Raw genomic sequence first — 24,452 nt, 5'->3', positions numbered from 1 at the left:
TGGGGGAATAGATGTGAGGAGCAAAATAATATTATTTCTTGCGCTTATTCTCGGATTGCTGGCAGCCTTTGGGACTTACAAATACCTCGGCGATTTAGAGCAAAAGTATAAGATTGCCGGAGAGTTTATAGAAGTGGCGGAGGCGGCAAAAAAAATTCCGCCTAAAACTGTGATTGAGGAAAACATGTTAGTAAAAAAAGAGATACCCTTAAAATACGCACCTTATAATGTTTTAAAAAAACAGGATGTGGTAGGAAAAATTTCAAAATACGAGATACTGCCCGGGCAAATGATACAAAAGGAAATGTTATTTGATAAAAATGACCCATCTGCCGGATTGTCGTTGAGAATTGAACCCGGGAAAAGGGCAATTTCCATTCCAGTGAATAATGTAACGGCTCTGAACGGACTTTTATCCAGCGGAGACAGGGTAGATGTACTGGTAACCTTTGATGCCCCCCCGGATAAAAAGTACGCGGTAACTTCAACGATAATACAAAATGTGCCGGTGCTCGCTGTTGATTACAATTTAAGCCCTCAGGGACAGACAAAGGTTGAACCCAAAACGGTTACATTAATGGTGACCCCCGAGGAAGCCCAGCAAATAGCCTTTGCCGTCCAGCATGGAAGCATTCATTTGTCCTTGAGGTCGCCTCAGGATTCGGGGAAAACGCAGTTAAATTCTACAAAAGCTGAAAATCTTTTCAGATGAGCGGAGGTGTTAACATGGCCATTACGGTAGTTATTGCCGATGATATACCGACTACCAGGGATGACATAAAAAGATTGCTTTATTTTGAAAAGGATATTGAAGTGATCGGAGAAGCTTCGGACGGATATGAAGCAGTAAGTTTGGCACAAGAGTTAAATCCGGATGTTATACTGATGGATATTAATATGCCCAAAATGGATGGAATTGAGGCTACGGAAAGAATTACCACTTTGAATCCTCATACGGCGATCGTTATTATTTCCATCCAGGGAGAGAATGAATACCTTAAAAAAGCAATGGCCGCAGGAGCCAGGGAATACCTTATAAAACCCTTTTCCTCCAAGGAACTTTCGGATACTATAAGAAGGGTTTACGAAAACCAGCAAAAAAGAAACTCGGCTCTCGGGGTACAAAGAGCGGAAAAAAAGGAAGGGAGCTTGCAAAAAAAAGGCAAGGTGATTTCCGTATTTTCTACAAAAGGCGGGGTAGGGAAAACCGTCATTGCGGTGAATTTAGCTTCAGAGCTGATAAAAGACGCAAATAAGAAGGTAGTACTTGTGGATCTGGACATCAGCGCTGGAGATGTGGCCCTGTTGCTCAATGTGGCGCCTACCACCAGCATCATAGATTTGATAAAGGAACAGGAAGAGATAAACTACGAGTTTCTCCAGGTATTTTTACTTCCTCATGTCTCCGGGTTAAAAATACTGGCTGCTCCTGAAAACCCGGAGTTTTCCGAATACCTGACTTCAAATTTAGTAGAAGAGATAATCAAAATATTAAAGGAAAATTTTGATTATGTTATAGTGGATGTGCCCAGTTATTACAGCGATGCAGGTATTAGCGCACTGGAGGCTTCGGAGCATATATTATTGCTTTTAAATCAGGATATTTCCTCTTTAAAAAGGGCGAAAATCGACATGGAAATTCTAAAAAAGTTGAATTTAGATCAAAAGGTGAAAATTATCCTCAACAAAAAGGACAATGTCGGCTTTACACCCGCAGATATAGAAAAAGCCCTGGGAATAAAAATTTTTGCTTCCATAGCTGGTGATGAAAAAACGGTGATAAGTTCGATTAATAAGGGTACCCCTTTTGTGGTGGGATTACCAAAGGCCAAAATATCTTTGTCTGTTGCAGAACTTTGTCAAAAGCTAAACCTGGGGTGATAAAAAATGTCCCTGTTAGAAAAACTTGAAGGTGCTAAGATACAAAAGAATATAAAGGAAGAAGACATAAAAAGGTTGAATGAGCTTAAATCAAGGCTCCACAGAAAACTGGTAGAGGAATTAAAAAACCTTAACGTGGGGGACGAAGGCAAGGAATTGCTAAAAGCGAAAATTGAAGAATATACCGAAGACTTTTTAGCAAAAGAAGGGGAATATGTAACAAAAGGTGAGAGACAAAAAATTGCCCAGGAAATGATCAATGAGATAATAGGGTTTGGACCCATAACCCCACTTATAGAAGATCCGGAAGTTAGCGAAATTATGGTGAACGGGCCAAAAAAGGTATATGTGGAAAGAAAGGGGAAAATCGAATTAACGGATGTAGCTTTCCGCGACGAAGAACACGTTATGAACATAATAGAGAGAATAGTAGCGCCCATCGGCAGGCGAATTGATGAAAGCATGCCCATGGTGGATGCGAGATTACCCGACGGTTCCCGCGTGAATGCCATCATACCTCCCCTTTCGCTAATAGGGCCTGTAATTACGATAAGAAAATTTTCTCAAAAACCCTACACCATTCAGGATTTGATTAAATTCGGGACTTTGACACAAAATATGGCGGTATTTTTAGAAGCCTGCGTAAAAGCGAGGCTGAATATCCTGGTAAGCGGCGGAACGGGAAGCGGTAAAACTACCACCTTAAACGTCCTTTCTTCTTTTATTCCGGAAAATGAAAGGATTATCACAATAGAAGACGCTGCTGAACTGCAACTGCAGCAGCCCCATGTGATCACACTGGAGAGCCGTCCGCCCAACATCGAAGGAAAGGGCGCCATCACCATCAGGGACCTTGTAAGAAACGCTCTCAGGATGAGGCCGGACAGAATTGTGGTAGGAGAGGTAAGGGGTGGAGAAGCCCTGGATATGTTACAGGCAATGAATACCGGGCACGACGGATCTTTAACCACTGGTCACGCGAATTCTCCAAGAGATATGCTTTCCCGATTGGAAACAATGGTTTTAATGGCCGGCGTTGACCTTCCTGTAAGGGCAATAAGAGAGCAGATTGCTTCGGCTGTTGACCTTATAATTCACCAGAGCAGGTTAAAGGATGGCACGAGAAAGATAGTAAGCATTACCGAGGTTCAGGGGCTGGAAGGCGATGTAATTGTGCTTCAGGATATCTTTACTTTTGTGCAAACCGGGGTTGACCAAAATGGCAAGGTGCAGGGATATTTTAAATCCAGCGGAGTACTCCCCAGATTCATGGATAGGTTCGAGGCATACGGCATAAAACTTCCCCTGACAATATTTAATCCGGATTACAGCGAGGAGGTAAAAAATGATACTTCAAATCCTTCCACTGCTAAACTTTCTCGTCGTTTTTTTGATGGTGTTTTACGTTTATGAAAAGATGAGGGTAAAAGAAGAAAGTTTTTTAATCAGGCTGAGAGCGGGGAATAAAAAACCGGATATTAAAAGGAAAACCGATTTTAAAGGCGTACTAAAAAACATGATAAAGTGGGGGGGCAATTTTTCCTTTGCGAAATCCCTGGGTAAGTTTGTGGACAGCAAATTAGAAGAGGCGGATGTATTATTAAAAGGCGAGGAATTTATCAGCATTGTTTTCTTTTCCTTTGTATTTTCTTTTATATTTGTCTTTGCGATCACCGTCAATACGATGATTTCCATTCTTATTTCTATTCTTGTATCTTTTTTACCTTTCCTTTTGCTGGAATCCGCAAGACAAAAAAGGCTGCAAAAAATAAATTCTTCTATTATCGATGCCCTTACCATTATGTCCGGGGCGTTAAAATCGGGATTCAGCTTTTTACAGAGCATGGATTTTGTTCAAAAGGAGCTAAAGGGGCCTTTATCAAGGGAATTTTTCAGGGCTTTAAAAGAGATAAATTTTGGTGCTTCTACCGAAGATGCGCTGAAAAATCTTTCAAAAAGGGTAAAAAGTGAAGATTTAGACCTGGTCATTACCGCGGTCTTAATCCAAAGACAGGTGGGGGGAAACTTAGCTGAGGTACTGGACAATATTTCAACGGTTATCCGGGATAGAATTAGAATTAAAAGAGAGGTGAAGACTCTGACGGCCCAGGGGAGAATTTCCGGGCTGATAATTGGACTTTTGCCCGTGTTTCTGACCTTTTTTATATTGGCGGTAAATCCCGAATATTTAAAAGAGCTTTTTATAAATCCTCTGGGGAGAATCCTTGTTTTAATTGCATTTCTGGGTGAAATAACAGGTTTTATGATTATAAGAAAGATAGTGGATATTAAATACTGAGGTGGGGTTACTATGTTATTATTTATTTCGATGACCGTGTTTTTATTCATTCAGTTATTAGCGATTGAATTTGCCAGAAAATTTTACGAACCGCAGATTTACATACAAAAAAGGTTATATCAAATGGCTGCCGAAAAAGGGGAAGTAAATTTAAGACAGGCGGAACTTTCCCTGCCCCTTTTTAAAAGAATAGTTGAACCGATGGCGGCAAAGATTTCCGGCATTTTTAATAAACAGGGGTTGCAAAAAATCATTTTTTCTGCACTGGCATCATTGCTTTTTTATATATTTTTTAAAACCTTAGGGGCGGTGGATTATAAAGTTTTATTTTTTACAGTATCCGGAGGAATGATAGGGTATTTTGTGCCGGATATGATACTTGATATGAAAAAGAGAAAGGTAAAAGAGGATATAGAAAAAAGCCTTCCGGAAGTTCTGGATCTTCTGACGGTTTGTGTAGAAGCGGGGCTTGGATTTGACGGTGCTCTGGCCAAGGTGGTGGAAAAAACAAAAGGGGTGCTTTCAAAGGAATTTTCGGGGGTGCTAAATGAAGTAAGGATGGGAAGGCCTCGAAAGGAGGCTTTAAGGAATATGGCAGATAGGCTTTCTGTAGATGAATTATCAAATTTTGTGGGTTCCCTGATTATGGCAGAACAGCTCGGAATAAGCATCGGAAATGTGCTCAGACTTCAATCAAGGGAAATAAGGGCAAAAAGAAGGCAAAAAGTAGAAGAAATGGCGATGAAAGCTCCGGTTAAAATGCTTATCCCTATTATTCTTTTTATTTTCCCGGCAATATTTATCGTCCTTCTTGCACCGGCAGTATTCCATATAATGAAGGCTTTTATGAACTAAGGGGAGATTGTAATGCGTGTAGTAAATTATAATAACGATGAAGTTTTGGTAAAAAATCTAAGAATAGCAAATACCTTTTTTAAAAGGTTCAGAGGATTAATGGGAGAAAGAAGCTTTTCGGAGGGAGAGGGTTTACTTATAATTCCGTGTAATTTTATCCATACATTTTTTATGCGCTTTCCCATCGGCGCGGTTTTTTTGGATAAAAAGGATTATGTTATAAAAGCGATGGAAATTAAACCCTTTCGTATTTCGCCGGTGGTTTATAAAGCAATAAAAGTTTTAGAATTACCCGGGGGTGTGATTAGAAAAGGATCGGTAAAAGAAGGAGACAGGCTGATTTTTATTGAAGATTAAAAGGGGTGGAAGAAATGTGGAAAAATATACTTTTTTATATATTTGTGAATATTATTAATATCATAATATTCGGTGCATATTTTTTGTACGGGGCTTTTTTTCTTAAATTTTCAATAATTCACCTTGTTTATTACGGCGCAGCTCTTTTTCTAATTATTATAGCATTTGACCTTTTTTTGTATTATATTTATATTAAAAGAACGATTATAGCTCCTTTGAATAAGGTTTTAGAAACTGCCAATGAATTGTCGGGAGGAGATTTATCAAAAAGGTTTACAAAAAATCTTCCCAAGAACTTTTCCCACTTTTTTTATCCTTTAGATAATTTTGTGGATTACTTAGAAAGATTTTTAAAATATATGGAACATACCGGGAACGAGATAGAATATTTATCCCAAGGTTTACTCAGCCGGTTAAATATTATAAAAAATACTGAAAATGAAGGTAAAAGGGCTGAGGCCATGAAGGAAGTAATAAGCAATGCAAAAAAGATTAACAGGATGAGTTTACAGGTGAAATCCCTTGTCCATCAGTTCAGGGCAAAAGAGAAAAAAGAAGCAGGGGGATAAAAGTTGATAGAACTGTCCTATCTTGATTCCATAATCCAGAAGGTAAAGCAGGTAGTGGAAAACAGCAAAGAAGAAATTTATAATTTAAGCGAGAACGCAAGACAGGAGTACGAAAGGGCAAAAAAAGAATTAGAACAGGTTAAAGATGAGATAAAAATTACAATCGAAGAAGTGGATCAGCTGGAAAAAGAATATATTAAAGCGAGAATGAAATTAATGGAGGTAAGCAGAAACTTTAAATTTTTCAAGGAAGAGGATATAAAAAATGCCTACGAAGTAGCCCATTCAAAGCAAATAGAACTAATCAACAAGAGGGAAAAGGAAAAACTTTTGAGAAATACCAGGGATCATTTGGAGAGGTATATAAAAAATGTGGAAAGGACAATAAAGCGTTCCGAAGAATTGATGATAAATATAAACATGGTAATAAAGATTTTAAACAACGAACTTTCCGCATTGAGCGATAAAATCGGGGAACTGCAGCAATTTCAAGCCCTGGGTCTTTCGGTGATTTCCGCTCAGGAAGAGGAAAGAAGGAGGATAGCCAGGGATATTCACGATGGCCCTGCGCAGAGCCTTGCCAATATAGTTATGAGGTCGGAGTATATTTTAAAGCTGATGGAAGTAAATCCGTCGATGGTAAAAGAGGAGTTATTTGCATTAATAGAGCTCGTGAGAAAAAGCCTTGCGGACGTAAGAAAAATAATATTCGATTTAAGACCCATGTCCTTGGACGATCTGGGGCTTTTACCCGCTTTAAAAAGGTATATAGAGCAGTACCAAAAGGAGTACGGAATATTCGTAGAGATGATCGTAATGGGCAGGGAATACGATTTGGATTCTTCCATAGCCATTGCGGTTTTCAGGATTATCCAGGAATCTTTAAACAATGTGAGAAAATACGCTAAGGCTACTGAAGTAATTATAAAATTGGAGTATTTGAGCGAAAAAATAAACGGCAGTGTTAGAGATAACGGATGTGGTTTTGATGTGGAAAAAGCACTGACCCAAAAAGAAGGCTCGGCCTTCGGAATAATGGGCATGAGGGAGAGGGTCCAACTTTTAAACGGTAAATTCGAAATCAGGTCAGTAATCGGTAAAGGCACGGAAGTAATTTTTTCAATTCCGGTAAAAAAGAAATAAAGACCGGAGGGAATGAGATGGTGGAAGAAAAAAAAGAAAAAATAAAGGTAATAATTGCCGACGACCACGCTCTGGTAAGGGAAGGGATTGCAAAAATATTGTCCTTGGAAGCGGATATTGAAATTTTAGGAGAAGCTTCTGACGGTAAGGAAGCGGTGGAACTTGCAAAAAAATTAAAACCCGATGTGGTATTGATGGACATTAATATGCCCAATGTTAACGGTATAGTTGCAACCAGGGAAATAAAAAAGGAAAATCCCGGGGTAAAAATTATAGCCCTTACCATTCACGAGCAGGTGGATTACCTGCTGGAGTTAATACGATACGGAGTTTCCGGGTATCTGTTGAAGGATGTAACCCCTGACGAACTTATAAAAACAATAAGGCAGGTTTTTTCAGGCAAGGGGGTAATCCCTCCTTCCATGACGCCGAAGGTATTTGAAGAAATAAACAAGCTCTCGCAAAAAGACGAAAAAATTACCTTCAATCTCACCTCGAGGGAAATAGAAATCTTACAGGAGTTAGCCAAAGGGCTTTCCAATAAGGAAATAGCTGATAAACTTTTTATAAGTGAAAAAACGGTGAAAAATCACCTTACAAATATATTTCAAAAAATGGGAGTAAACGACCGTACCCAGGCGGTATTACTGGGTATAAAACATAATATTATAGATATATAAAAAATATTTGGGGGGCTTAAATTTGATAAAAATAGCAACTTCCGGATACGCTTATAAAGATTGGATAGGGAAGTTTTATCCCGAAGGTATAAAGGAGAAGGATATGCTTTCTTATTACAGCCGGGAGTTTCCTTTCACCGAGGTTAATTCCACCTACTACTCCATGCCTTCCCCCTATATGTTTTACCATATGCTCAGAAAAACCCCTGAAAGCTTCATCTTTGTCATAAAAGCCTTCGGAGGGATTACTCATCAGCGGGATCTGTCGCCCGAAACCTTAGAAAAATATAAAAAAGCTATAAAGCCCGTTATTGAAGAAAAAAGATTGGGCTGCGTTTTAGCCCAGTTCCCTTACAGCTTTCACAATAATGACGAAAACAGGGATTTTTTGAAAAGGTTGAGGGAAGCTTTCAATGAAATTCCGCTGGCGGTAGAATTTCGGACGGTAGATTGGTTAACACTGGATATCTTAAAACTTTTGAGGGAATTAGATATGGCTTTCGTCTGTGTGGATGAACCCAGGATCAAAGGTCTACTTCCTCCCGTTGTAGTGGCTACCAGCAAATTCGGTTACGTAAGGTTTCACGGAAGAAATAGTGAAAACTGGTATAATAATCGGGAGGCTTATGAGAGGTACAATTACCTTTATACGGAAGAGGAATTGAAAGAATGGGTGCCCAAGATTAAAGAGTTAAAAAGAAAAACCGACACGGTTTTTGTAGCGATGAACAACCATTTCAATGCTCAGGCGGTTATCAATGCCAAACAGCTTTTAAAACTTTTGAGCGACTTTACGGATTAAATACCGGGAGTGTACTGGGTTATGAAAAGGTATAAGCTGATTGCTCTGGATGTGGACGGTACATTGATAAACAGCAGGTACATTCTTACGAAAAAAACAAAAGAAGCGCTAAAAAGGGTCATGGAATGCGGAATATACGTGACCTTATGCACCGGGAGATTTTACAATAGTGCTTTAAGGATTGCCAAAAATATTTCCGTTAACGCTCCTCTTATTACTTCCGACGGTGCGCTTATCAGGGATATTTATTCGGGGGAAATTTATTACGAAAAAGGTTTAGAGGAAGAAGTACTAATGAAAATAATCGATGAGGTTAGCCGTTATCCGGAAATTAAACTTCAGGTTTTTTTGAGAGATAAAAAAATATTTTACGGAAGAAGTTATCAAATGGCTCAACTGAAGAGGTTTTCCGCTTTTGCCCGGAGGCTTTCCCCATCGGGGGTTATTAATTATTTAAGGGATTTTGTGCTTATTCCGGTGGAAAATATAAAAGACGTAGAGACATTAAAAATATATTTTTCCCGAATTTATAAAGATAAAAAAGTGAGGGATTCACTGGGGCCACCTTTAAAAGCGGTAATTTCCGGTGATCCAGCCCGTCTATCCTGGCTCTGGGCAAAGTTTGATTGTATTTTTGGGAAATCCGTGTACATTACGTCAGCGGTTAAAAATACCATGGATATAATAGATGGAGAGGTATCAAAAGCGAAAGGTTTAAAAGTGCTTTCTAATATCCTGGGCATAAAGAGGGAAGAAATAATAGCTTTTGGGGATAATTACAATGATGTTTTAATGCTGGAATACGCCGGGCTGGGGGTACTTATGGGGAATGCACCTTCAGAATTAAAAAGAAAGGGGCTGCCCCTGACGCTGTCGAACAACGAGGAAGGGGTAGCCCACTTTATAGAAAACCACTTTAAAAATACCTTTTTTTCGCACTCTCAATGATGGCTCCAAAAAATTCTCTGCCGGATAACCCTGAGGCTTTGGCCATATAACCCATGTATCCGTGATGGGTTTTCCCCGTAGACATGGTGAGGCCCGCAAAGGTGTTTATTTCCAAAAAGTACGGTATGCCGTCTTCGCTTAAGATCATATCTATCCTGCCGTAATCCTTGGCGTTGAGCACCCTGTAAATAGAAAGAGCGGTGCTTTTTATTTTTTGTTCGATTTCGGGAGGAAGCGGTGCCGGGCAGGTTATCTTCTCTTTATCGAACATTTTATGTTCAAAAGTATTGGTCTTTACACCGCTGTAACTTATTTCTAAAAGAGGCAAAACCGTTAGGTTTTCGTAACCTATGATTCCCACGGTGATTTCTCTTCCTTTAATGTATTCTTCTACAAGGGCGGGTTGGCCTATTTTTTCGGTGATTTTTGCAATTACCTTTTTTAAACCTTCTTCGTTTTCCACAATGTTTTCATCGCTGATGCCCGAGCTGTTTCGTCCCCTCAAAGGTTTGACAAACAGGGGGAATTTTAAATTATGGGAAGGTATATCGTCGGGGCTGCTGGAAATAAAAAATTTTGGTGTTGGCAGTTCGTGATAGGCGACTATTTTTTTTCTGGCAGCTTTGTCCAGGGATACCAGATCCAGGCCGGAACCTACGAAGGGAATATTAAAAGCGGTCAGAAAAGCAACTTCTTCTAAGGATGAGGCGTTGAAAACCAGGTCTACCTTTTCCTCTTCTATCTTTTTCAAAGTTTCCTTAGGATTATCTTTTTTCCATTCAATCATTACCGCATCGTAGCCGTTTTCCTTTATGAAAGTATAATGATGGTAAGCCTCATCATAGGCGTCGTCAAATACGTTGTCGGATATCCTTTTTTGGAACTCCACATTCCTGAACTTCCTCCAGAAGACCCCTACCTTCACGGTTCATCCTCCCCTTTCATTTATTTTTAAAATATATAAGCTATGGGTTAAAACCATAGCTTATATAAGAAAAAAGTTACCGTGTTTAGATTTTAGCAAAAACTTAATTTTATGTCAAAATTATGTTACAGGTTCAAATTTATTAAGTTGTAAAACCTGCTTCTTTCAAAAGTGGGCACAAAATTTAGCGCTTCCTCCGGAGTCAGCTGTCTTCTAATAGTAATTTTGAGTTCTTTTGTCAGATCGATGTCCTCGAGACTCCTTAAAAGTTTTACCCTTGGCCTGAAAGGAAGTTTGGAAGATGCTATAACCATGGCCGGTTCTTCGGTGCTGAGCATTACTAAGGTTCCCGGTGGGAAGGGGTCTATACATGATAAAAATGCCTTTGTTATATCGTAGGGGAAAAGGGTGTCGCAGGAACCTTCCAGCATTTCGTAAACCTCATGCACCGGCAAAGCCTTTCGGTATACCCTGTCGGTGGTCATGGCGTTAAATACATCGGCGATAGCACACAGGTAGTCCAGCTCGTAAATTTCATCCTTTTTTAACCTGCGGGGATAACCGCTGCCGTCGAATCTTTCGTGGTGGTTCAGGACTATATTTAAAGAGTACGGGTTTAGATTCTCGTCTTCTCTTTTGCGCAATTTTTCATAACTGTAGATAGGGTGTTTTTTTATTATCTCGTACTCTTCCGGAGATAATCTTGCGGGTTTATTTAAAATTTCGGGAGGGATGTCCAGTTTGCCCACATCGTGTAAAATGCTGCCCATTCCCAGGGTATACAGCTTTTTTTTGTTAAAGCCGAGTTTTTTACCTGCCATAACCGAGAGGATGCAAACGTCTACCGAATGAGCAAAGGTGTATAAATCGGTAGAACAGAGGTTGGTCAAATTATCGGATACCTCTTTATCGGAAAGGATTTCTTCCACCAGGCTTTTAACCACATCATATACCCTTTTTAAATTCAAGACGTGCTTGTTTTTTATCCAATCCATTAAGGTGTTAAGGGCAGCCTGTCTTAATTTTTCCGAAATAGTATCTTTAATTTGATATTCGTCAAAAGGTACGGGGCCTTCCACGTCCACCGTCAGGATGTTATTCTTTTTTAACAGGGTAATTAGACTATCGCTGAGCGTAACTCCCCGGTTTAAAAGAAGCTCACCCCTTCTTCCGAAAAGAGGCTTTTGCACCCTCATTCCCGGGGTTAAAAAATCGACAGGGATCTTCAAAATTATTACCTCCCGGATTTAACCTACTTTTAATAGTTCCTGTTTTTCCTCCAAACTGAAGATTTTTGCGGCATTAATCATTATTACCAGCTTTTCGTTGAATTTTGCGATTCCTTCAATAAAGGGCGCTTCCGGTATCAGGGCCCTGGGTGCGGGCTCTATGGAATCATCGTTAATAGAAGCCACTTCCAGAACCTGGTCCACTATAAATCCGGCCAGATGACCTTCTATATCTACCACCAGGATTCTGGTATCATCGGTATATTCCTTTTTTGGGAGTCCGAAGCGCTTTTTGAGGTCCACCACAGGGACTACCTTTCCCCTCAAATTGATAATACCTTCTATGAAGCTAACCGAATTGGGGAGACTGACTATTTTGAGCATTTTTATAATTTCGTTTACGGAGAAAATATCCATTCCGTAAAACTCATCGTTCAAAGAAAATATTACTAACTGCCTCATTTTTGCCTCCTGAAAATTAGAAAAATTTTACTCCTAGAATAATTTTATTCTTTTTTGTCGAATTCGGTCAAGATATATTATAAAAAATTTAAAAAAATAGCGGCTTTTGCCGCTAATGACATTATTTTGAAGTCAGCCGGAAAATGTCCTCGATGCTCAGGGCTACCTGGACTATACCGGGCCTATCCTTTCTTTTTACACCTACAAATTTGTAAAGTCTGCCGTCCACATTTCGGGGTTGTATTTTTTGCACTACTTTATCCGCTTTTCCCTTAAGTATTTTCCTGAATTCACCCGCCTGGGTGGTTTCATCTTCCGGGAACCTGAAGTTTAAACTTTGTTTGTCATTGTCTAAAACCACCACACCATCCTCATCGGTGATGCAAATTTCCGTAACTCCGTAGCTTTTTGCTATTTCCGGCATCCTTTCCAAGGAAAAATTCTCTTTTGTAAGCCTTTCCGCTACTTCCTGAGCAATTTCTAACAATTTATCTCCCAAAATGCTGTCAAACTCCCTGGTGAAGATTTCAAAATTTTCAACAGAAGTCGTCAAATTTTTTATCTGGGAGAAGTTCTCGCCAATGTACAGCTTTTGTTTATGGAGAATTTCCTCCACATTTTTTATGGAATCGGCAATCACAGAGGAAAAGTTGGACACATCCTGGATGTTTTCCGCCATTTGTTCGGTGGCCTGAGTTTGCGATGCGATGTTTTCCGAAATATTTTTTATTATCTCCTCTATGCCGGACATAACATTTGTAATATTTGAAAGGCTTTTTTTGGCGTCATCCGTGACCGATTTTTGCCTGTCCACTTTTTTCAAGCTTTGCTCTAATATGTCCGCCGATTTTTGAATGTAATTTTGTATATCCTTTACGAGATTGACTATTTCCTTTGAGAATTTCGATGTTTCATCAGCGAGTTTTTTTATTTCCTCCGCCACCACTGCAAAACCCTTTCCGGCGGATCCCGCCCGGGCGGCTTCTATCGAGGCATTTAAGGATAAGAGGTTGATCTGGGAGGATATTTCGTTGATATTATCGGAAACCGATGATATTTTGCTTAAGAGGTCTTTCAGCCCCATAATTTCCTTTGAAATAAAAAATATTTCTTTTCCCTGCTCTTCTATTATTGACACGGCATCTTCTATGGATTTCAAGCTTATATCCAGATCCGAGGCCGCATTTTTTGAAGTATCCATGGCCATTGACGAAAAAGAAGCGATTTCGTTTATACTTCCGTATAATTCTTCGGAAATGGCCGCACTGTTGACAATGCGGTCGTTAATATCCATAACATTTTTTAAAAAACCGGAAAGTATATCGTTCAAATCTTTTATGTTTTCTTCAAGTTTTCTGGAAGAAGAATTAATATTTGCAGAACCTGCAGCTATTTCGGCGGAGTTTTTTAAAATATGGTATATTATATTCTGTAAATATTTTTGAAGGTTTTTTATGGAGGGCATCATCCTTTCCACATCTTCTTCGATGCGGTCAAAAAGCGCCTGGCCTCTTGCATAGGAATCAAGGAGATTGCCCAATTGGCCAGCGGTTTTTTTGATTCTGTAAATTTTTATGCTCAGGTAAATTGTAACTGCAAGCAACAACGCGGTGACAAATAATATAAGATAAAGCAAGTTCTCAAACACCCCCAAATTTTTTAATTTCCATTATTCGACAAAATTTACGTTTTTTCCTTTGTGCAATGTATATATATTTTTTTATGAATTATTGTAAAGAAAAACCTTTTATGTTAATACGCAAATTAGAGGAGAGGATGCATGGAAGTAACCAGGGCAGGGGCTTTGGCAAAATAATTTTAAATAAAGGGAGCTGAGGAAATCAAGTTAGAAAAATGGCTTTGATAAAGAGGAATTAATATCGGCCTGGTAAAAAAGGGAGTATAAAAATTAAACAAAGGGTGATGCATTTGAAAATAAAGGTTTTTCCCGAGGATTTTATAGTAAAGGAACTGGCAGATATTAAATATCAAAAGGGCGGCAAGTACCGAATCTACCTTCTAACAAAAAAACACTGGAATACCGTTGACGCCCTGAAGTTCATTTCCAGGGAAAATAATATACCAATGGAGGTAATTGGAAATGCCGGGAGAAAGGACAGGCACGCTTTAACCTTTCAGTACATTTCTGTGCCCAGGGAATACGATCCGGTTTTCGACAGGGAAAATGTGCATTTGGAATTTACGGGTTTTTCTAATGATTACATTTCACCCAGGGTTTTAAAGGGGAACTACTTTGAAATTACTCTGAGAAAAATAGACAGGGAAGAAAAAGAGAAAATAATACAAAGGCTCAAGGAGATAAAAGAATGGGGATTTCCAAATTTTTTTGATGACCAGCGCTTTGGGAGCGTGGAAAATGAGGAAGAATTTATTGCGGAAAAGATTCTGAAGAAGCACTACAACGGTGCATTGAAGTTATATTTTACGGTAACCCATCCGGAAGATAAAAAAGAAGAAAGACAAAGAAAACAGGAAATTAAAAACCGCTGGGGAGATTTTGAAGCCATTCTGCCGCTGTGCAGAACGAAAACGGAGAGGGAAATAATCGAAATACTGAAAAAAGGGAAAAGCAAGGAGAATATGGTAAAGGCTTTAAATATTATCCCCAAGGAAGAACTTTCCATGTTTTTTTCAGCCTATCAGAGCTACCTGTGGAACAGGACGCTTTCTTTGATACTCCCCTCTTATGTGGAGGATTTATTTCCGGTAAAAGGAAAGATAACGGACTATTTAATTTACAGGAAAGTAAAGGATGAAAGGAAGTTTAAGGAACTGAAAAACCTGGAAGTGCCTACCGTTTCTTATAAAATACCGCAAACGGAAGAACTGGTGCGCAATGCGGTAATGGAAGTAATGAAGCAAAGAGGGGTTACCCCCTCGGACTTTAATCTTAAAAAGATAAGAAAATCCTTTTTCAAATCCTTTATGAGAAGAGCAGTGGTTTTTCCTGAAAACCTATATTTTTCAGGCTTTGAAGAAGACGATTTTTACCGGGGATATGAGAAGATAAAGTTAAAATTTGTCCTTCCCCCTGGTTCCTTTGCTACAATGCTTGTTAAATCCCTGAGCCTGTTATAATTTCCTTGCACTTCCTATTTTTTTGTCTTCCCGGGGATGTTAAAATGAAGGTAGAGGGGAAGGGCAAGGATTATGGAAAAGACAGGTAAAAATTATTTTTATATTGCAATTGCGGTAATATTATGCGTGATTTTTGGATTTTTAATGGGGTTTATTTATGCCTTTTCAGAAAGCAGAAATACAAGAGAAGTCCTCTCCCCGGGAGGAGTTGTAGATGGTTCAACCGATTCAAAAAATAAAACCGCGGGAAATAAAACCAAAGAAGGTTTTGAAGATTACTATTTTGGTGAAGTAAACACCATAATATATAATAGGCTCTTTCCTGAAAGAAAGAATTTTGCTATTGAGGAAGAAGATACGAAGAGTGAAAGCGGTAGAAAAATCAAAGATAAAATAGCCTACCTTACCTTTGACGATGGCCCCAGTAAAAACACGGAAAAAATTCTGGAGATTTTAAAAGAAGAGGGAATAAAGGCGACCTTTTTTCTTGTGGGTTATAAAGAAAGCGAAAATACGGTGATAAAAAAGATCTATGAAGAAGGGCATTCCCTGGGAAATCATACCTTCAGCCACAGATACGATAAGATATATACCTCGGTGGACGCCTTTATGAGTGACTTAAAAAAGCAGGAGGATTTAATATATAATTTAACGGGTGTAAGGCCAAAAATTATCAGATTTCCCGGAGGGTCCAAAAACACCGTTTATTTGAAAACCGGCCCTGCAGGAATTATGGCCCAGATCAAAAAGAAGGTGAAGGAAGAGGGGTATCATTATATAGATTGGAATGTGGTGACGGGAGATGCGACAATGCCCTATCCCGATAAACAAACCATGCTGGAAAATTTAAAAAGAGGAGTAAAGAATAAAAAAATAGCGGTAGTGCTTCTTCACGATACCGATTCAAAAAATCTAACTGTAGAGATTTTGCCGGAGATAATAAAAATTTTAAAAAGTGAAGGTTTTAAATTTGATACAATTAATGAAAAAAATATGGAATTTATAGAAAATTATGTGATGCAGCGATGAACGCTGCTTTTTATTTTAGTTTAATATGGCATTATATGGATTTGAAATGCTATAATATAAAAAAGGTATTTTAAAGAGGTGAGAAAATGATTTTAATACGCGAGTTTAAATTCGATGCGGCCCATAACCTGACCGCGTACAGGGGAAAGTGCGAAAGATTGCACGGGCATACCTATAAGCTGGTGGTAAAAATCCAGGGAACGCCCGATTCAGAAGGGATGATAATCGATTTTGTGGAACTTAAAAAAATCGTAGAAGACAGGGTCTTGAAAAAATTCGACCATAGTTATATCAACGAGATAATACCCCAGCCTACTGCTGAAAATATAGCGGAATACATTTTCAAAGAACTATACGATGCATTAAAAAGGGACAACTGCTGCCTTTACGAAGTACAAGTTTGGGAAACGACAGACTGCGGGGTTGTTTACAGGGGTGAAAAGAGTTGCAATTAAAGGATGTGCAGTCGGAAAAGGATGAAAGAATGGTGCCTCTAAAAAAGGTGGGAATAAAGGGTTTAAAATGGCCTCTGAAGGTGCAGGATAAGAAGAGGGGCTTTCAGTATACCGTCGCTAATATTACCATTTCGGCAGATCTTCACAGGGATATAAGGGGTACCCATATGAGCAGGTTTGTAGAGGTATTGAAAAATTTCGAAATATTGAGTCCAAAAGGTATAGAGGATATTCTTGTCGAAATAAAAGAAAAGCTGGGGGCGAACTCTGCCCATATAGAACTGTTAATTCCTTATTTTATATGGAAGGAAGCCCCCGTTACAAAAAGCGAATCTCCTCTGGAGGTGTGTGCAAAAATTTACGCCGAGCTGTCCGATAGTTATAAAATTTTTACAGGTGTGAAAGTGCCGGTGCACACCCTGTGCCCCTGTTCCAAGGAGATAAGCCAGGAAGGTGCTCATAACCAGAGGGCTGAGGTGGATATACTTACCAGGTCAAAAAAAATGATCTGGTTTGAGGACCTGATTGAAATTGCGGAAAGCAGTGCCAGCTGTCCCATATACACGCTCCTGAAGAGACCGGATGAAAAGTATATTACCGAAAAAGCCTTTGAAAATCCGAAATTCGTGGAAGATGTGACCAGGGACGCTGCTTTGCGGTTGGAGGAAGATGAGCGCATCGAGTGGTACCGGGTGGAGGTCACAAGTTTTGAAAGCATACACAATCATCAGGCTTTTGCCTGCGTGGAAAAGGGGTGGATGAATTGATCCTCGAAATTACACAGAAATACCTGAGAAAGGAAATGAATAGAATAGGAGTTCATCCCGATTCAATTCAAATTTTTGAGAAAAAACAAAATATCATACCCTTAAAACTTTTTGGGGTACCCTTTCCTGCAGCCAATATCATCAAGCAGGAAATGCTGGCTCTCGGTGGCGATGCGGCGGTACATAAAAATGTAATCGACGGCAAGGTAGAACGATCCGATATTTTACTTTTCGGAACTAAAAAGCATTACGAAGGACTCATGGAAAAACTGAGCAAAATGCCCTTTTTTGGCCTCTTGGAGATAAAAAAAGACTTAGAGGAGTTTTTTAATAAAAAAAGGATAGAACTTTTAATAAGCCCCTGGGGCAGAAAAGTATATTTAAACAATACACTTGTTATGGGGATAATAAACGTAACCCCGGACTCTTTTTACCCGGAATCGAGGAAAAAGAGCGTGGAAGAGGTACTTGCTGCCGCAGAAAAGATGATAGAAGAGGGTGCGGATATTCTTGACATCGGCGGACTTTCTACGAGACCGGGTTCGGAGCCGGTGGATGAAGAAGAAGAACAAAAAAGGGTTATTCCCGCGATCAAGGCTTTAAGGGAAAGTTTCCCAAGAGCATTTATTTCGGTGGATACCTACAGGGCGGGGGTGGCTCAAAAAGCCTTAGAAAACGGTGCGGATATGGTAAATGATATCAGCGGTTTTTCCTTTGATGAAAGGATTTTAGATGTGGTGGCAGATACAAAAGCTCCCTATGTTTTGATGCATATTAAAGGCACGCCCAAGGATATGCAGCAGAATCCCTTTTATGAAGATGTAATAAACGAAATAACAGCTTATTTTTATGAAAAAATTCAGGCTGCAGCAGATAAAGGAGTGGACCCCGAAAAAATAATTTTAGACCCGGGGATAGGCTTTGGTAAGAGGTATGAGGATAATTTGGAGATATTGTCCAGGATAAGGGAGCTAAAGAGCCTGAAAAAACCGATTCTGATTGGACATTCAAGAAAAAGTTTTATAGGCAAAACCCTGGGGGATATTTCCCCGGAGGATAGGCTGGAAGGAACTCTTGCTATTACAGCGATGTGCTCGCTCTGCGGAGTAGATATAATAAGGGTGCACGATGTTAAGGAAAATAAAAGAGTGTTAAAGATGCTGGAGGCGGTAAAATGCCAGATGTATTCATCGCCCTTGGAAGCAATGTAGGGGACAGGGAGGCAAATATTAAAACGGCAATAGAGAAAATAAGGTACAGGGGCATAAAAGTAGTAAAAATTTCCGATATTATAGAAACAGAACCTTACGGCTATATAGACCAGCCCAGGTTTTTAAACGCCGTATTGCAGGCAGAAACCCTGCTTTCTCCGAGAGAGCTTTTAAATACCCTTCAAGAAATTGAAAAAGAAATGGGCAGGGAGAGAAAAATAAAATGGGGACCGAGAAACATTGACTTAGATATAATTTTTTACAATGGTTTAATCTTAAATGAAGAAGATTTAAAAATACCTCATCCCGATGCCCACAACAGGATTTTTGTAATAAAGCCCCTTGCCCAGATTGCGGCGGATTTCGTCCATCCGGTTTTTAAAATAACGGTTAAAGAAATATTAAAGAGTTTAGATTCAAAATAAACCAGAAAGGTTTTAAAAGTTTTGAGGGGGTATGTTTTTATGTCAAAAACTGTCATTATAACCGACACCTCGTGCGACCTGCCGGAAGAGGTGGTAAATAAATTACCCGTAATACGATTAAAAATGCCCGTATCATTAAAAGACAATCCCGGTGAGGATATCTCTTATCTTGATATCAAAGAATTTTACGAAAAGATGAGAAGGGGAGAGATAATTCCTGTAACTTCTCAGGTTCCGGTGAATGTATTTATCAACTGTTTTGAAGAGTTGCGGAAGGAAGGTAAAAAAGGCATAGTCCTGGGGCTTTCTTCAAAACTGACCGGCAGTTACCAGGCGGCACTGATGGCCAAGGAAACTGTAAAGGCCGACCACATAAAGGTTATAGATACAAAGTGTGCCAGCTTAGGGACTGGGCTTGTCGTTTACAAAGCCGCTCAAATGGCAGAAGAAGGAAGGGATTTTGACGAAATTTCCCGGGAAATAGAATTTTACGCTCATCATATGGAACATATTTTTACAGTAGATGACCTGGAATTTTTAAAAAGGGGAGGCAGGATATCCGGAGCTCAGGCATTTATAGGAGGGCTCTTAAACATTAAACCTATACTGCATATTGTTGATGGAGCGATTTTCCCTCTGGAAAAAGTCAGGGGAAGAAAAAATGTGGTAAAAAGGATGGTTGAAATAGCTGCCGAGAGAGGGAAAAATCTGGAGAATCAGTTAATAGGGATAAGCCATGGAGATAATGAGGAACTGGCTTTAGAACTTGCCGATGCAATGAAAAGGGAATTTAATGTAAAGCAAATTATGATTTCCTGGATAGGCCCTGTTATAGGCTCCCATTCGGGCCCGGGCACGGTGGCACTGTTTTTCCAGAACGCATAAATATTGAAAACTACAAATTAAGGAGGCAGTCGTCAGTGATAATAACCTTTAAAGATAAAAAACCATCAATTCATCCCACATCCTTCGTAGCCGATTCTGCGGATATAATCGGCGATGTAATGTTAGAGGAAAATTCCAGCGTGTGGTTCAGGGCTGTTTTAAGGGGTGATATTAACTATATTAAAGTAGGGAAAAATTCCAATATTCAGGACGGTTGCGTACTGCATGTTACCGAGAACAATCCCTGCGTGGTGGGAGAAAATGTTACCGTCGGGCATAATGCAATACTCCACGGGTGTACAATAAAGGATGGAGCTCTAATAGGAATGGGCGCAATAATTCTGGATGGGGCACAAATCGGAGAAGAGGCATTGGTGGCGGCAGGGTCGCTGGTACCCAGCGGGAAGGTAATTCCACCCAGGAGCCTTGCAGTCGGTTCTCCTGCAAAAGTAGTAACCGAGCTAACGGAAGAATATTTAAATTCTATCAGGAAGAATACCCGGGATTATGTGATACTTTCAAAAATTTTCTTGACAGGTGAATTTACTAATTGATAAAATGAAGATGTTAGACGTCAGACAACCTTGCGAAAGGGGGTAAAAGTTTTACTATTTTAAAAATAATTTACATAAATAAACGGGAGGGTATAAATATATGAAAATGAGAAAGATAATAGCCTTGATGCTCGTGGTATTAATGGCGGTTTTTGCCTTTGCTGGCTGCGCCAAGAAAGAAGCTCAACCGCCTCAGCAACAGCAGCAACAGCCTGCAGAAACCAAAAAGATTAAAGTAGGTCTTGTTTTCGACGTGGGTGGAAGAGGGGACCTTTCCTTTAATGACAGCGCTTATGCCGGTTTGGAAAGAGCCCAGAAGGAATTTGGAGATAAGATCGAGGTAAAATACTTGGAGCCTTCCGCAGGTGGAGAAAACAGGGAGCAGCTTTTAAGGCTTCTTGCTGAAGATGGATATAATTTAATCTTCGGCGTAGGTTTTATGTTTACCGATCATATTGCCAAGGTATCAAAGGAATTCCCCGATGTAAAATTTGGATTGATTGATGGTTTTATCGAAGGTCTTGACGAAAAATCTAATGTAGCCTGCCTGCAATTTAAAGAAGAGGAAGGTTCTTTCCTGGTAGGTGCTGCCGCTGCATTAAAATCTAAGACTGGAAAAATTGGTTTTGTAGGCGGTATGAAGATTCCTTTGATTGAAAAATTTGAAGCAGGCTATATGGCCGGTGCAAAATACGTAAATCCCAAAGTTGAAATAGTTTCCGACTACATCGGCACCACCGGTGAGGCTTTCAAGGACCCCGTAAAGGGTAAGGAACTTGCATTAAAGCAGTTTAAGGCAGGCGCGGATGTGGTATATCACGCTTCCGGAGCTTCCGGTATTGGCGTTATAGAAGCTGCCACTGCAGAAAAGAAGTTTGCAATCGGCGTTGACTCCGATCAATCCTTAACCGCAAAGGAAGAACAAAGACCCTACATCCTGACCAGCATGTTAAAGAGGGTGGATGTAGCCGTTTACGACACTATAAAGGATTACGTGGAAGGTAACTTCAAAGGTGGATACAGAGTCTTCGGACTTGCAGAAGATGGCGTAGGATACGCTTTGAATGATTACAATAAGAACATGATTTCCGATATTACTGCAAAATTAGATGAAATTAAAGATAAAATCGTAAAGGGCGAAATTAAGGTGCCCGCAGACAAAAAACAATACGAAGAATTTGTAAAAGGGTTAAAATAATTGTTACCTGCGGGGTGACGTAATGTCACCCCTTTTTAAATATTTTGCAAATGAGGTGAAATCTTGGAAAAAGCGATTGTGCTTAAAAACATTACCAAGCGTTTTCCGGGTATAGTCGCCAATGACCGCATTAATTTGGAAGTGGATAAAGGGGAAATTCACGCTATTGTCGGTGAAAACGGTGCCGGCAAGAGCACGCTCATGAAGATTCTTTCTGGACTTTACCAGCCTGATGAAGGCGAGATATTCATTTTCGGGAAAAAGGAAAGGATATCTTCTCCTAACCGGGCCATTGAACTTAAAATCGGAATGGTTCATCAGCATTTTATGCTGGTCGGCAGATTTTCCGTCCTGGAAAACATTATTCTCGGCGCGGAAAGGAAAAAGGGTTTTACCATAGACTGGGAAGAATCCAAAAAGGCTATTGAGAATTTATGCAGACTCTATAATTTCTCGGTAGACCTCAAGGCTAAGGTAGAAGACATATCCGTGGGGATGGCCCAGAGGGTAGAAATATTAAAGGTTCTTTATAGAGGCGCCGATATCCTGGTTCTCGATGAACCCACGGCTGTTCTTGCACCCCAGGAAGTAAAAGAATTGTTCGTCAATTTGCGGAGGTTAAAAGAAGAAGGAAAAACCATAATATTTATTAGCCATAAACTGGATGAAGTGCTGGAAATAGCGGATAAAATAACGGTTTTAAGAAGAGGGAAGGTAGTAGGAACGGTAGAGCCTCAACAGGTAAATAAAGAAGAACTGGCAAGAATGATGGTTGGTAAGCCGGTGCTTCTGAAACTGGATAGGGAAGAAGTGGAAAAAGGGGAAGTGGTGGTTTCCTTAGAAAACCTCCAGGTAAAAGATAGGGACGGGCGGCCGGTAGTGGAAGGTGTAAACATTAAAATACGGGCCGGAGAGATATACGGTATTGCCGGTGTAGAGGGCAATGGCCAAAAAGAATTAGCCGAAGCAATAATCGGCTTGAGAAGGGCTGATGAGGGCGACATAAAGGTGCTGGGAAAAAGCGTAAAGGATTTATCCATAAGGGAAAGAAGGGATCTGGGCATAGCCTTTATCCCCGAAGACAGGCATAAACAGGGGCTGGTGCTTCCGATGAAGGTATGGGAAAATGCAGTCCTGGGGCTTCATAGAAAAAAGGAATTTTACAGGGCTCCCTCCTTGGATGTAAAAAATGCGGAGAGATTCTGCAGAAACGTTGTTGAGGAGTACCACGTTTCTTTAAGTTCTATCCGACAGGCGGTGGAAGGCCTATCCGGCGGTAACCAGCAAAAAGTTATTCTGGGAAGGGAGCTGTCTCAAAATCCGGTCTTCATTATTGCCGCCCAGCCTACAAGGGGACTTGACATCGGGGCTTCGGAATTTGTTTACAGCCAGCTATTAAGGCTCAGAAAAGAAGGTAAGGCAATTTTGCTGATATCCGCAGATTTAGACGAAGTGCTCTCGCTTTCAGACCGGGTGGGAGTAATGTACGGAGGCAAAATAGTCGCCGAATTCGAGCCACAGGAGGTTTCCTTGGACGAAATAGGCCTTTATATGCTTGGAGCTCATGAAAAGGCTGGTGAAGCGTCATGAAGAGAAATTACAGCGTATTGATATTAAAAATAATTTCTCCCGTTTTGGCAATAGTTGTTGCAGCTTTTTTAAGTTCTCTGGTGATTCTGGCCATAGGGAAAAATCCCATAGAGGTTTTTTACACCATGTTCAGGTTTTCCTTCAGAAGGCTGGATAGCGTTGCAATAATTTTTTACAATTCAACGCCATTGATATTCTCGGGACTTGCGGTTTCCATAGGGTTCAGAATGGGACTCTTCAATATAGGTATTGAAGGACAGTATTTAATCGGTACCTTTCTTGCAGCCCTTGCAGGCTTTTCATTAAAAGGACTACCCGCAGTAATCCATATACCCCTTGTTATCCTATCCGGGGTCATCGGAGGAATGTTGTGGGCCTACCTCCCGGTGTATTTAAAAATAAAAAGAGGGGTACATGAAGTAATAAGCACTATAATGTTAAACTATATTTCCTACTCCTTAATTCACTTTTTAATTTCCGAGGTATTCCTGGACAGGAGCCAGAAACTTCTCATCAGGACACCGAAATTATTGCCCACAGCTTTGATACCGAAACTGCATGGACTTTTAGCCCTTTTTGGTGTGAATCTTCCGAAACACGTGTATCTAAACTGGTTTTTCCCGCTGGGAATCCTTCTGGCTTTTGCTGTATACTACATGCTTTATTACACCCCGTTCGGTTTTGAGCTTCGCTGTGTGGGGCAAAATCCCGATGCCTCCAGGACAGCGGGAATAAATCCGGAAAAAGTATTTTATAAAGGCTTTCTGTTAAGCGGAGCTATAGCGGGTCTCGTAGGGCTTTCAGACCTAATGGGATATTTCGGCTATATGGACCTGGATTTCCCAAGAGGCTATGGATTTGACGGTATAGCCGTTGCCCTTATAGGGCAGAACAGCCCCTTCGGGATAATAGCGGCTTCCATACTCTTTGGCTTTTTAAAGAGAGGAGCCGAGGGAATACAGACCCTGCTGAACGTCCCAATGGATACAATCGTAATACTGCAGGCTCTGATGATTCTTTCCATTGTTGTCATCAATAAAGTGATGAACGACTATATCCGTCGCATAGAGAAGAAAGGGGTGGCTTAAA

The 24,452-nt window shown here is 40.1% G+C and carries 26 protein-coding genes; 22 read left to right on the top strand and 4 right to left on the bottom strand.

Going from position 1 to position 24,452, the window contains the following annotated elements:
- Window positions 1–13 precede the first annotated feature (13 nt).
- From cpaB to ACPLOV_RS05395, 11 genes are read left to right on the top strand one after another with little or no spacing between them, the layout of a single operon-like run.
- Window positions 14–712, top strand: coding sequence for a Flp pilus assembly protein CpaB (gene cpaB / locus ACPLOV_RS05445; protein WP_424910767.1), 699 nt, complete (start codon window positions 14–16; stop codon window positions 710–712).
- Between the two features lie 14 nt (window positions 713–726).
- A complete protein-coding gene (locus ACPLOV_RS05440) occupies window positions 727–1,881 on the top strand; it encodes a response regulator (protein ID WP_424910766.1) in 1,155 nt (384 codons plus the stop codon).
- 6 nt (window positions 1,882–1,887) lie between these two features.
- Window positions 1,888–3,294 carry a CpaF family protein gene (locus tag ACPLOV_RS05435; protein ID WP_424909764.1) on the top strand — a complete coding sequence of 469 codons (1,407 nt, stop codon included), beginning with the start codon at window positions 1,888–1,890 and terminating at the stop codon, window positions 3,292–3,294.
- Window positions 3,227–4,180, top strand: a complete 954-nt coding sequence (locus tag ACPLOV_RS05430) for a type II secretion system F family protein (RefSeq protein WP_424909765.1) — start codon at window positions 3,227–3,229, stop codon at window positions 4,178–4,180. Before ACPLOV_RS05435 ends, ACPLOV_RS05430 begins: the two co-directional genes overlap by 68 nt.
- A 12-nt stretch (window positions 4,181–4,192) precedes the next feature.
- A complete protein-coding gene (locus tag ACPLOV_RS05425; protein WP_424910765.1) occupies window positions 4,193–5,035 on the top strand; it encodes a type II secretion system F family protein in 843 nt (280 codons plus the stop codon).
- 12 nt (window positions 5,036–5,047) lie between these two features.
- The gene (locus tag ACPLOV_RS05420; RefSeq protein WP_424909253.1) at window positions 5,048–5,392 is read left to right on the top strand and encodes a DUF192 domain-containing protein; all 345 of its coding nucleotides are present in this window, start codon (window positions 5,048–5,050) and stop codon (window positions 5,390–5,392) included.
- A 14-nt stretch (window positions 5,393–5,406) separates the two neighbouring features.
- Window positions 5,407–5,961 (top strand): hypothetical protein, encoded by a 555-nt coding sequence (locus ACPLOV_RS05415; RefSeq protein ID WP_424909254.1) that lies wholly within the window; start codon window positions 5,407–5,409, stop codon window positions 5,959–5,961.
- Between the two features lie 3 nt (window positions 5,962–5,964).
- Window positions 5,965–7,104 (top strand): sensor histidine kinase, encoded by a 1,140-nt coding sequence (locus ACPLOV_RS05410; protein WP_424910764.1) that lies wholly within the window; start codon window positions 5,965–5,967, stop codon window positions 7,102–7,104.
- A 17-nt stretch (window positions 7,105–7,121) separates the two neighbouring features.
- Complete coding sequence (locus tag ACPLOV_RS05405; protein WP_424910763.1) at window positions 7,122–7,784, top strand: response regulator; 663 nt, start codon at window positions 7,122–7,124, stop codon at window positions 7,782–7,784.
- A 22-nt stretch (window positions 7,785–7,806) separates the two neighbouring features.
- Window positions 7,807–8,586: a DUF72 domain-containing protein gene (locus tag ACPLOV_RS05400; RefSeq protein ID WP_424909257.1), complete on the top strand. Its 780-nt coding sequence runs from the start codon at window positions 7,807–7,809 to the stop codon at window positions 8,584–8,586.
- A 21-nt stretch (window positions 8,587–8,607) separates the two neighbouring features.
- Entirely contained in the window at window positions 8,608–9,534 is a 927-nt protein-coding gene (locus ACPLOV_RS05395) for a Cof-type HAD-IIB family hydrolase (RefSeq protein WP_424909258.1), read from the top strand.
- On the opposite strand, the gene ACPLOV_RS05390 is transcribed toward ACPLOV_RS05395, so the two are convergent.
- The 4 genes from ACPLOV_RS05390 to ACPLOV_RS05375 all read right to left on the bottom strand — a co-directional run bounded on the left by ACPLOV_RS05390 (window position 9,503) and on the right by ACPLOV_RS05375 (window position 13,786).
- Window positions 9,503–10,459, bottom strand: a complete 957-nt coding sequence (locus ACPLOV_RS05390) for a D-alanine--D-alanine ligase family protein (protein ID WP_424910762.1) — start codon at window positions 10,457–10,459, stop codon at window positions 9,503–9,505. The two genes, ACPLOV_RS05395 and ACPLOV_RS05390, sit on opposite strands and share 32 nt — an antisense overlap.
- Before the next feature lie 125 nt (window positions 10,460–10,584).
- Window positions 10,585–11,688, bottom strand: a complete 1,104-nt coding sequence (locus ACPLOV_RS05385) for an HD-GYP domain-containing protein (RefSeq protein WP_424909260.1) — start codon at window positions 11,686–11,688, stop codon at window positions 10,585–10,587.
- Between the two features lie 18 nt (window positions 11,689–11,706).
- Window positions 11,707–12,150, bottom strand: coding sequence for a chemotaxis protein CheW (locus ACPLOV_RS05380; RefSeq protein ID WP_424909261.1), 444 nt, complete (start codon window positions 12,148–12,150; stop codon window positions 11,707–11,709).
- Between the two features lie 121 nt (window positions 12,151–12,271).
- Window positions 12,272–13,786, bottom strand: coding sequence for a methyl-accepting chemotaxis protein (locus ACPLOV_RS05375; protein ID WP_424910761.1), 1,515 nt, complete (start codon window positions 13,784–13,786; stop codon window positions 12,272–12,274).
- A 293-nt stretch (window positions 13,787–14,079) separates the two neighbouring features.
- Here ACPLOV_RS05375 and truD point away from each other — a divergent pair, with 293 nt between their 5' ends.
- The 11 genes from truD to ACPLOV_RS05320 all read left to right on the top strand — a co-directional run bounded on the left by truD (window position 14,080) and on the right by ACPLOV_RS05320 (window position 24,451).
- On the top strand, window positions 14,080–15,249 hold the full coding sequence (truD, locus tag ACPLOV_RS05370) for a tRNA pseudouridine(13) synthase TruD (RefSeq protein ID WP_424910760.1): 1,170 nt from the start codon (window positions 14,080–14,082) through the stop codon (window positions 15,247–15,249).
- Between the two features lie 72 nt (window positions 15,250–15,321).
- On the top strand, window positions 15,322–16,278 hold the full coding sequence (locus tag ACPLOV_RS05365) for a polysaccharide deacetylase family protein (RefSeq protein ID WP_424910759.1): 957 nt from the start codon (window positions 15,322–15,324) through the stop codon (window positions 16,276–16,278).
- Window positions 16,279–16,364: 86 nt separating this feature from the next.
- Complete coding sequence (queD, locus tag ACPLOV_RS05360) at window positions 16,365–16,733, top strand: 6-carboxytetrahydropterin synthase QueD (protein WP_424910758.1); 369 nt, start codon at window positions 16,365–16,367, stop codon at window positions 16,731–16,733.
- On the top strand, window positions 16,724–17,500 hold the full coding sequence (gene folE2 / locus ACPLOV_RS05355) for a GTP cyclohydrolase FolE2 (RefSeq protein WP_424909266.1): 777 nt from the start codon (window positions 16,724–16,726) through the stop codon (window positions 17,498–17,500). The genes queD and folE2 overlap by 10 nt, the downstream gene beginning before the upstream one ends.
- Window positions 17,497–18,711, top strand: coding sequence for a dihydropteroate synthase (folP, locus tag ACPLOV_RS05350; protein WP_424909270.1), 1,215 nt, complete (start codon window positions 17,497–17,499; stop codon window positions 18,709–18,711). The genes folE2 and folP overlap by 4 nt, the downstream gene beginning before the upstream one ends.
- Window positions 18,675–19,136 (top strand): 2-amino-4-hydroxy-6-hydroxymethyldihydropteridine diphosphokinase, encoded by a 462-nt coding sequence (gene folK, locus ACPLOV_RS05345; RefSeq protein WP_424909267.1) that lies wholly within the window; start codon window positions 18,675–18,677, stop codon window positions 19,134–19,136. Before folP ends, folK begins: the two co-directional genes overlap by 37 nt.
- Before the next feature lie 39 nt (window positions 19,137–19,175).
- On the top strand, window positions 19,176–20,021 hold the full coding sequence (locus tag ACPLOV_RS05340; RefSeq protein WP_424910757.1) for a DegV family protein: 846 nt from the start codon (window positions 19,176–19,178) through the stop codon (window positions 20,019–20,021).
- A 35-nt stretch (window positions 20,022–20,056) separates the two neighbouring features.
- Window positions 20,057–20,575, top strand: a complete 519-nt coding sequence (locus tag ACPLOV_RS05335; RefSeq protein ID WP_424910756.1) for a gamma carbonic anhydrase family protein — start codon at window positions 20,057–20,059, stop codon at window positions 20,573–20,575.
- Between the two features lie 100 nt (window positions 20,576–20,675).
- A complete protein-coding gene (locus ACPLOV_RS05330; RefSeq protein WP_424910755.1) occupies window positions 20,676–21,773 on the top strand; it encodes a BMP family lipoprotein in 1,098 nt (365 codons plus the stop codon).
- A gap of 63 nt (window positions 21,774–21,836) precedes the next feature.
- Window positions 21,837–23,363: an ABC transporter ATP-binding protein gene (locus ACPLOV_RS05325; RefSeq protein ID WP_424909548.1), complete on the top strand. Its 1,527-nt coding sequence runs from the start codon at window positions 21,837–21,839 to the stop codon at window positions 23,361–23,363.
- Window positions 23,360–24,451: an ABC transporter permease gene (locus ACPLOV_RS05320; RefSeq protein ID WP_424909547.1), complete on the top strand. Its 1,092-nt coding sequence runs from the start codon at window positions 23,360–23,362 to the stop codon at window positions 24,449–24,451. Before ACPLOV_RS05325 ends, ACPLOV_RS05320 begins: the two co-directional genes overlap by 4 nt.
- Window position 24,452 lies beyond the last annotated feature (1 nt).

It is taken from the genome of Thermovenabulum sp., from assembly GCF_049723235.1.
GTDB lineage: Bacteria > Bacillota > Thermosediminibacteria > Thermosediminibacterales > Thermosediminibacteraceae > Thermovenabulum.
Note: the sequence above shows the minus strand (reverse complement) of the source record. Positions and strands in the feature narration are given on the sequence as shown.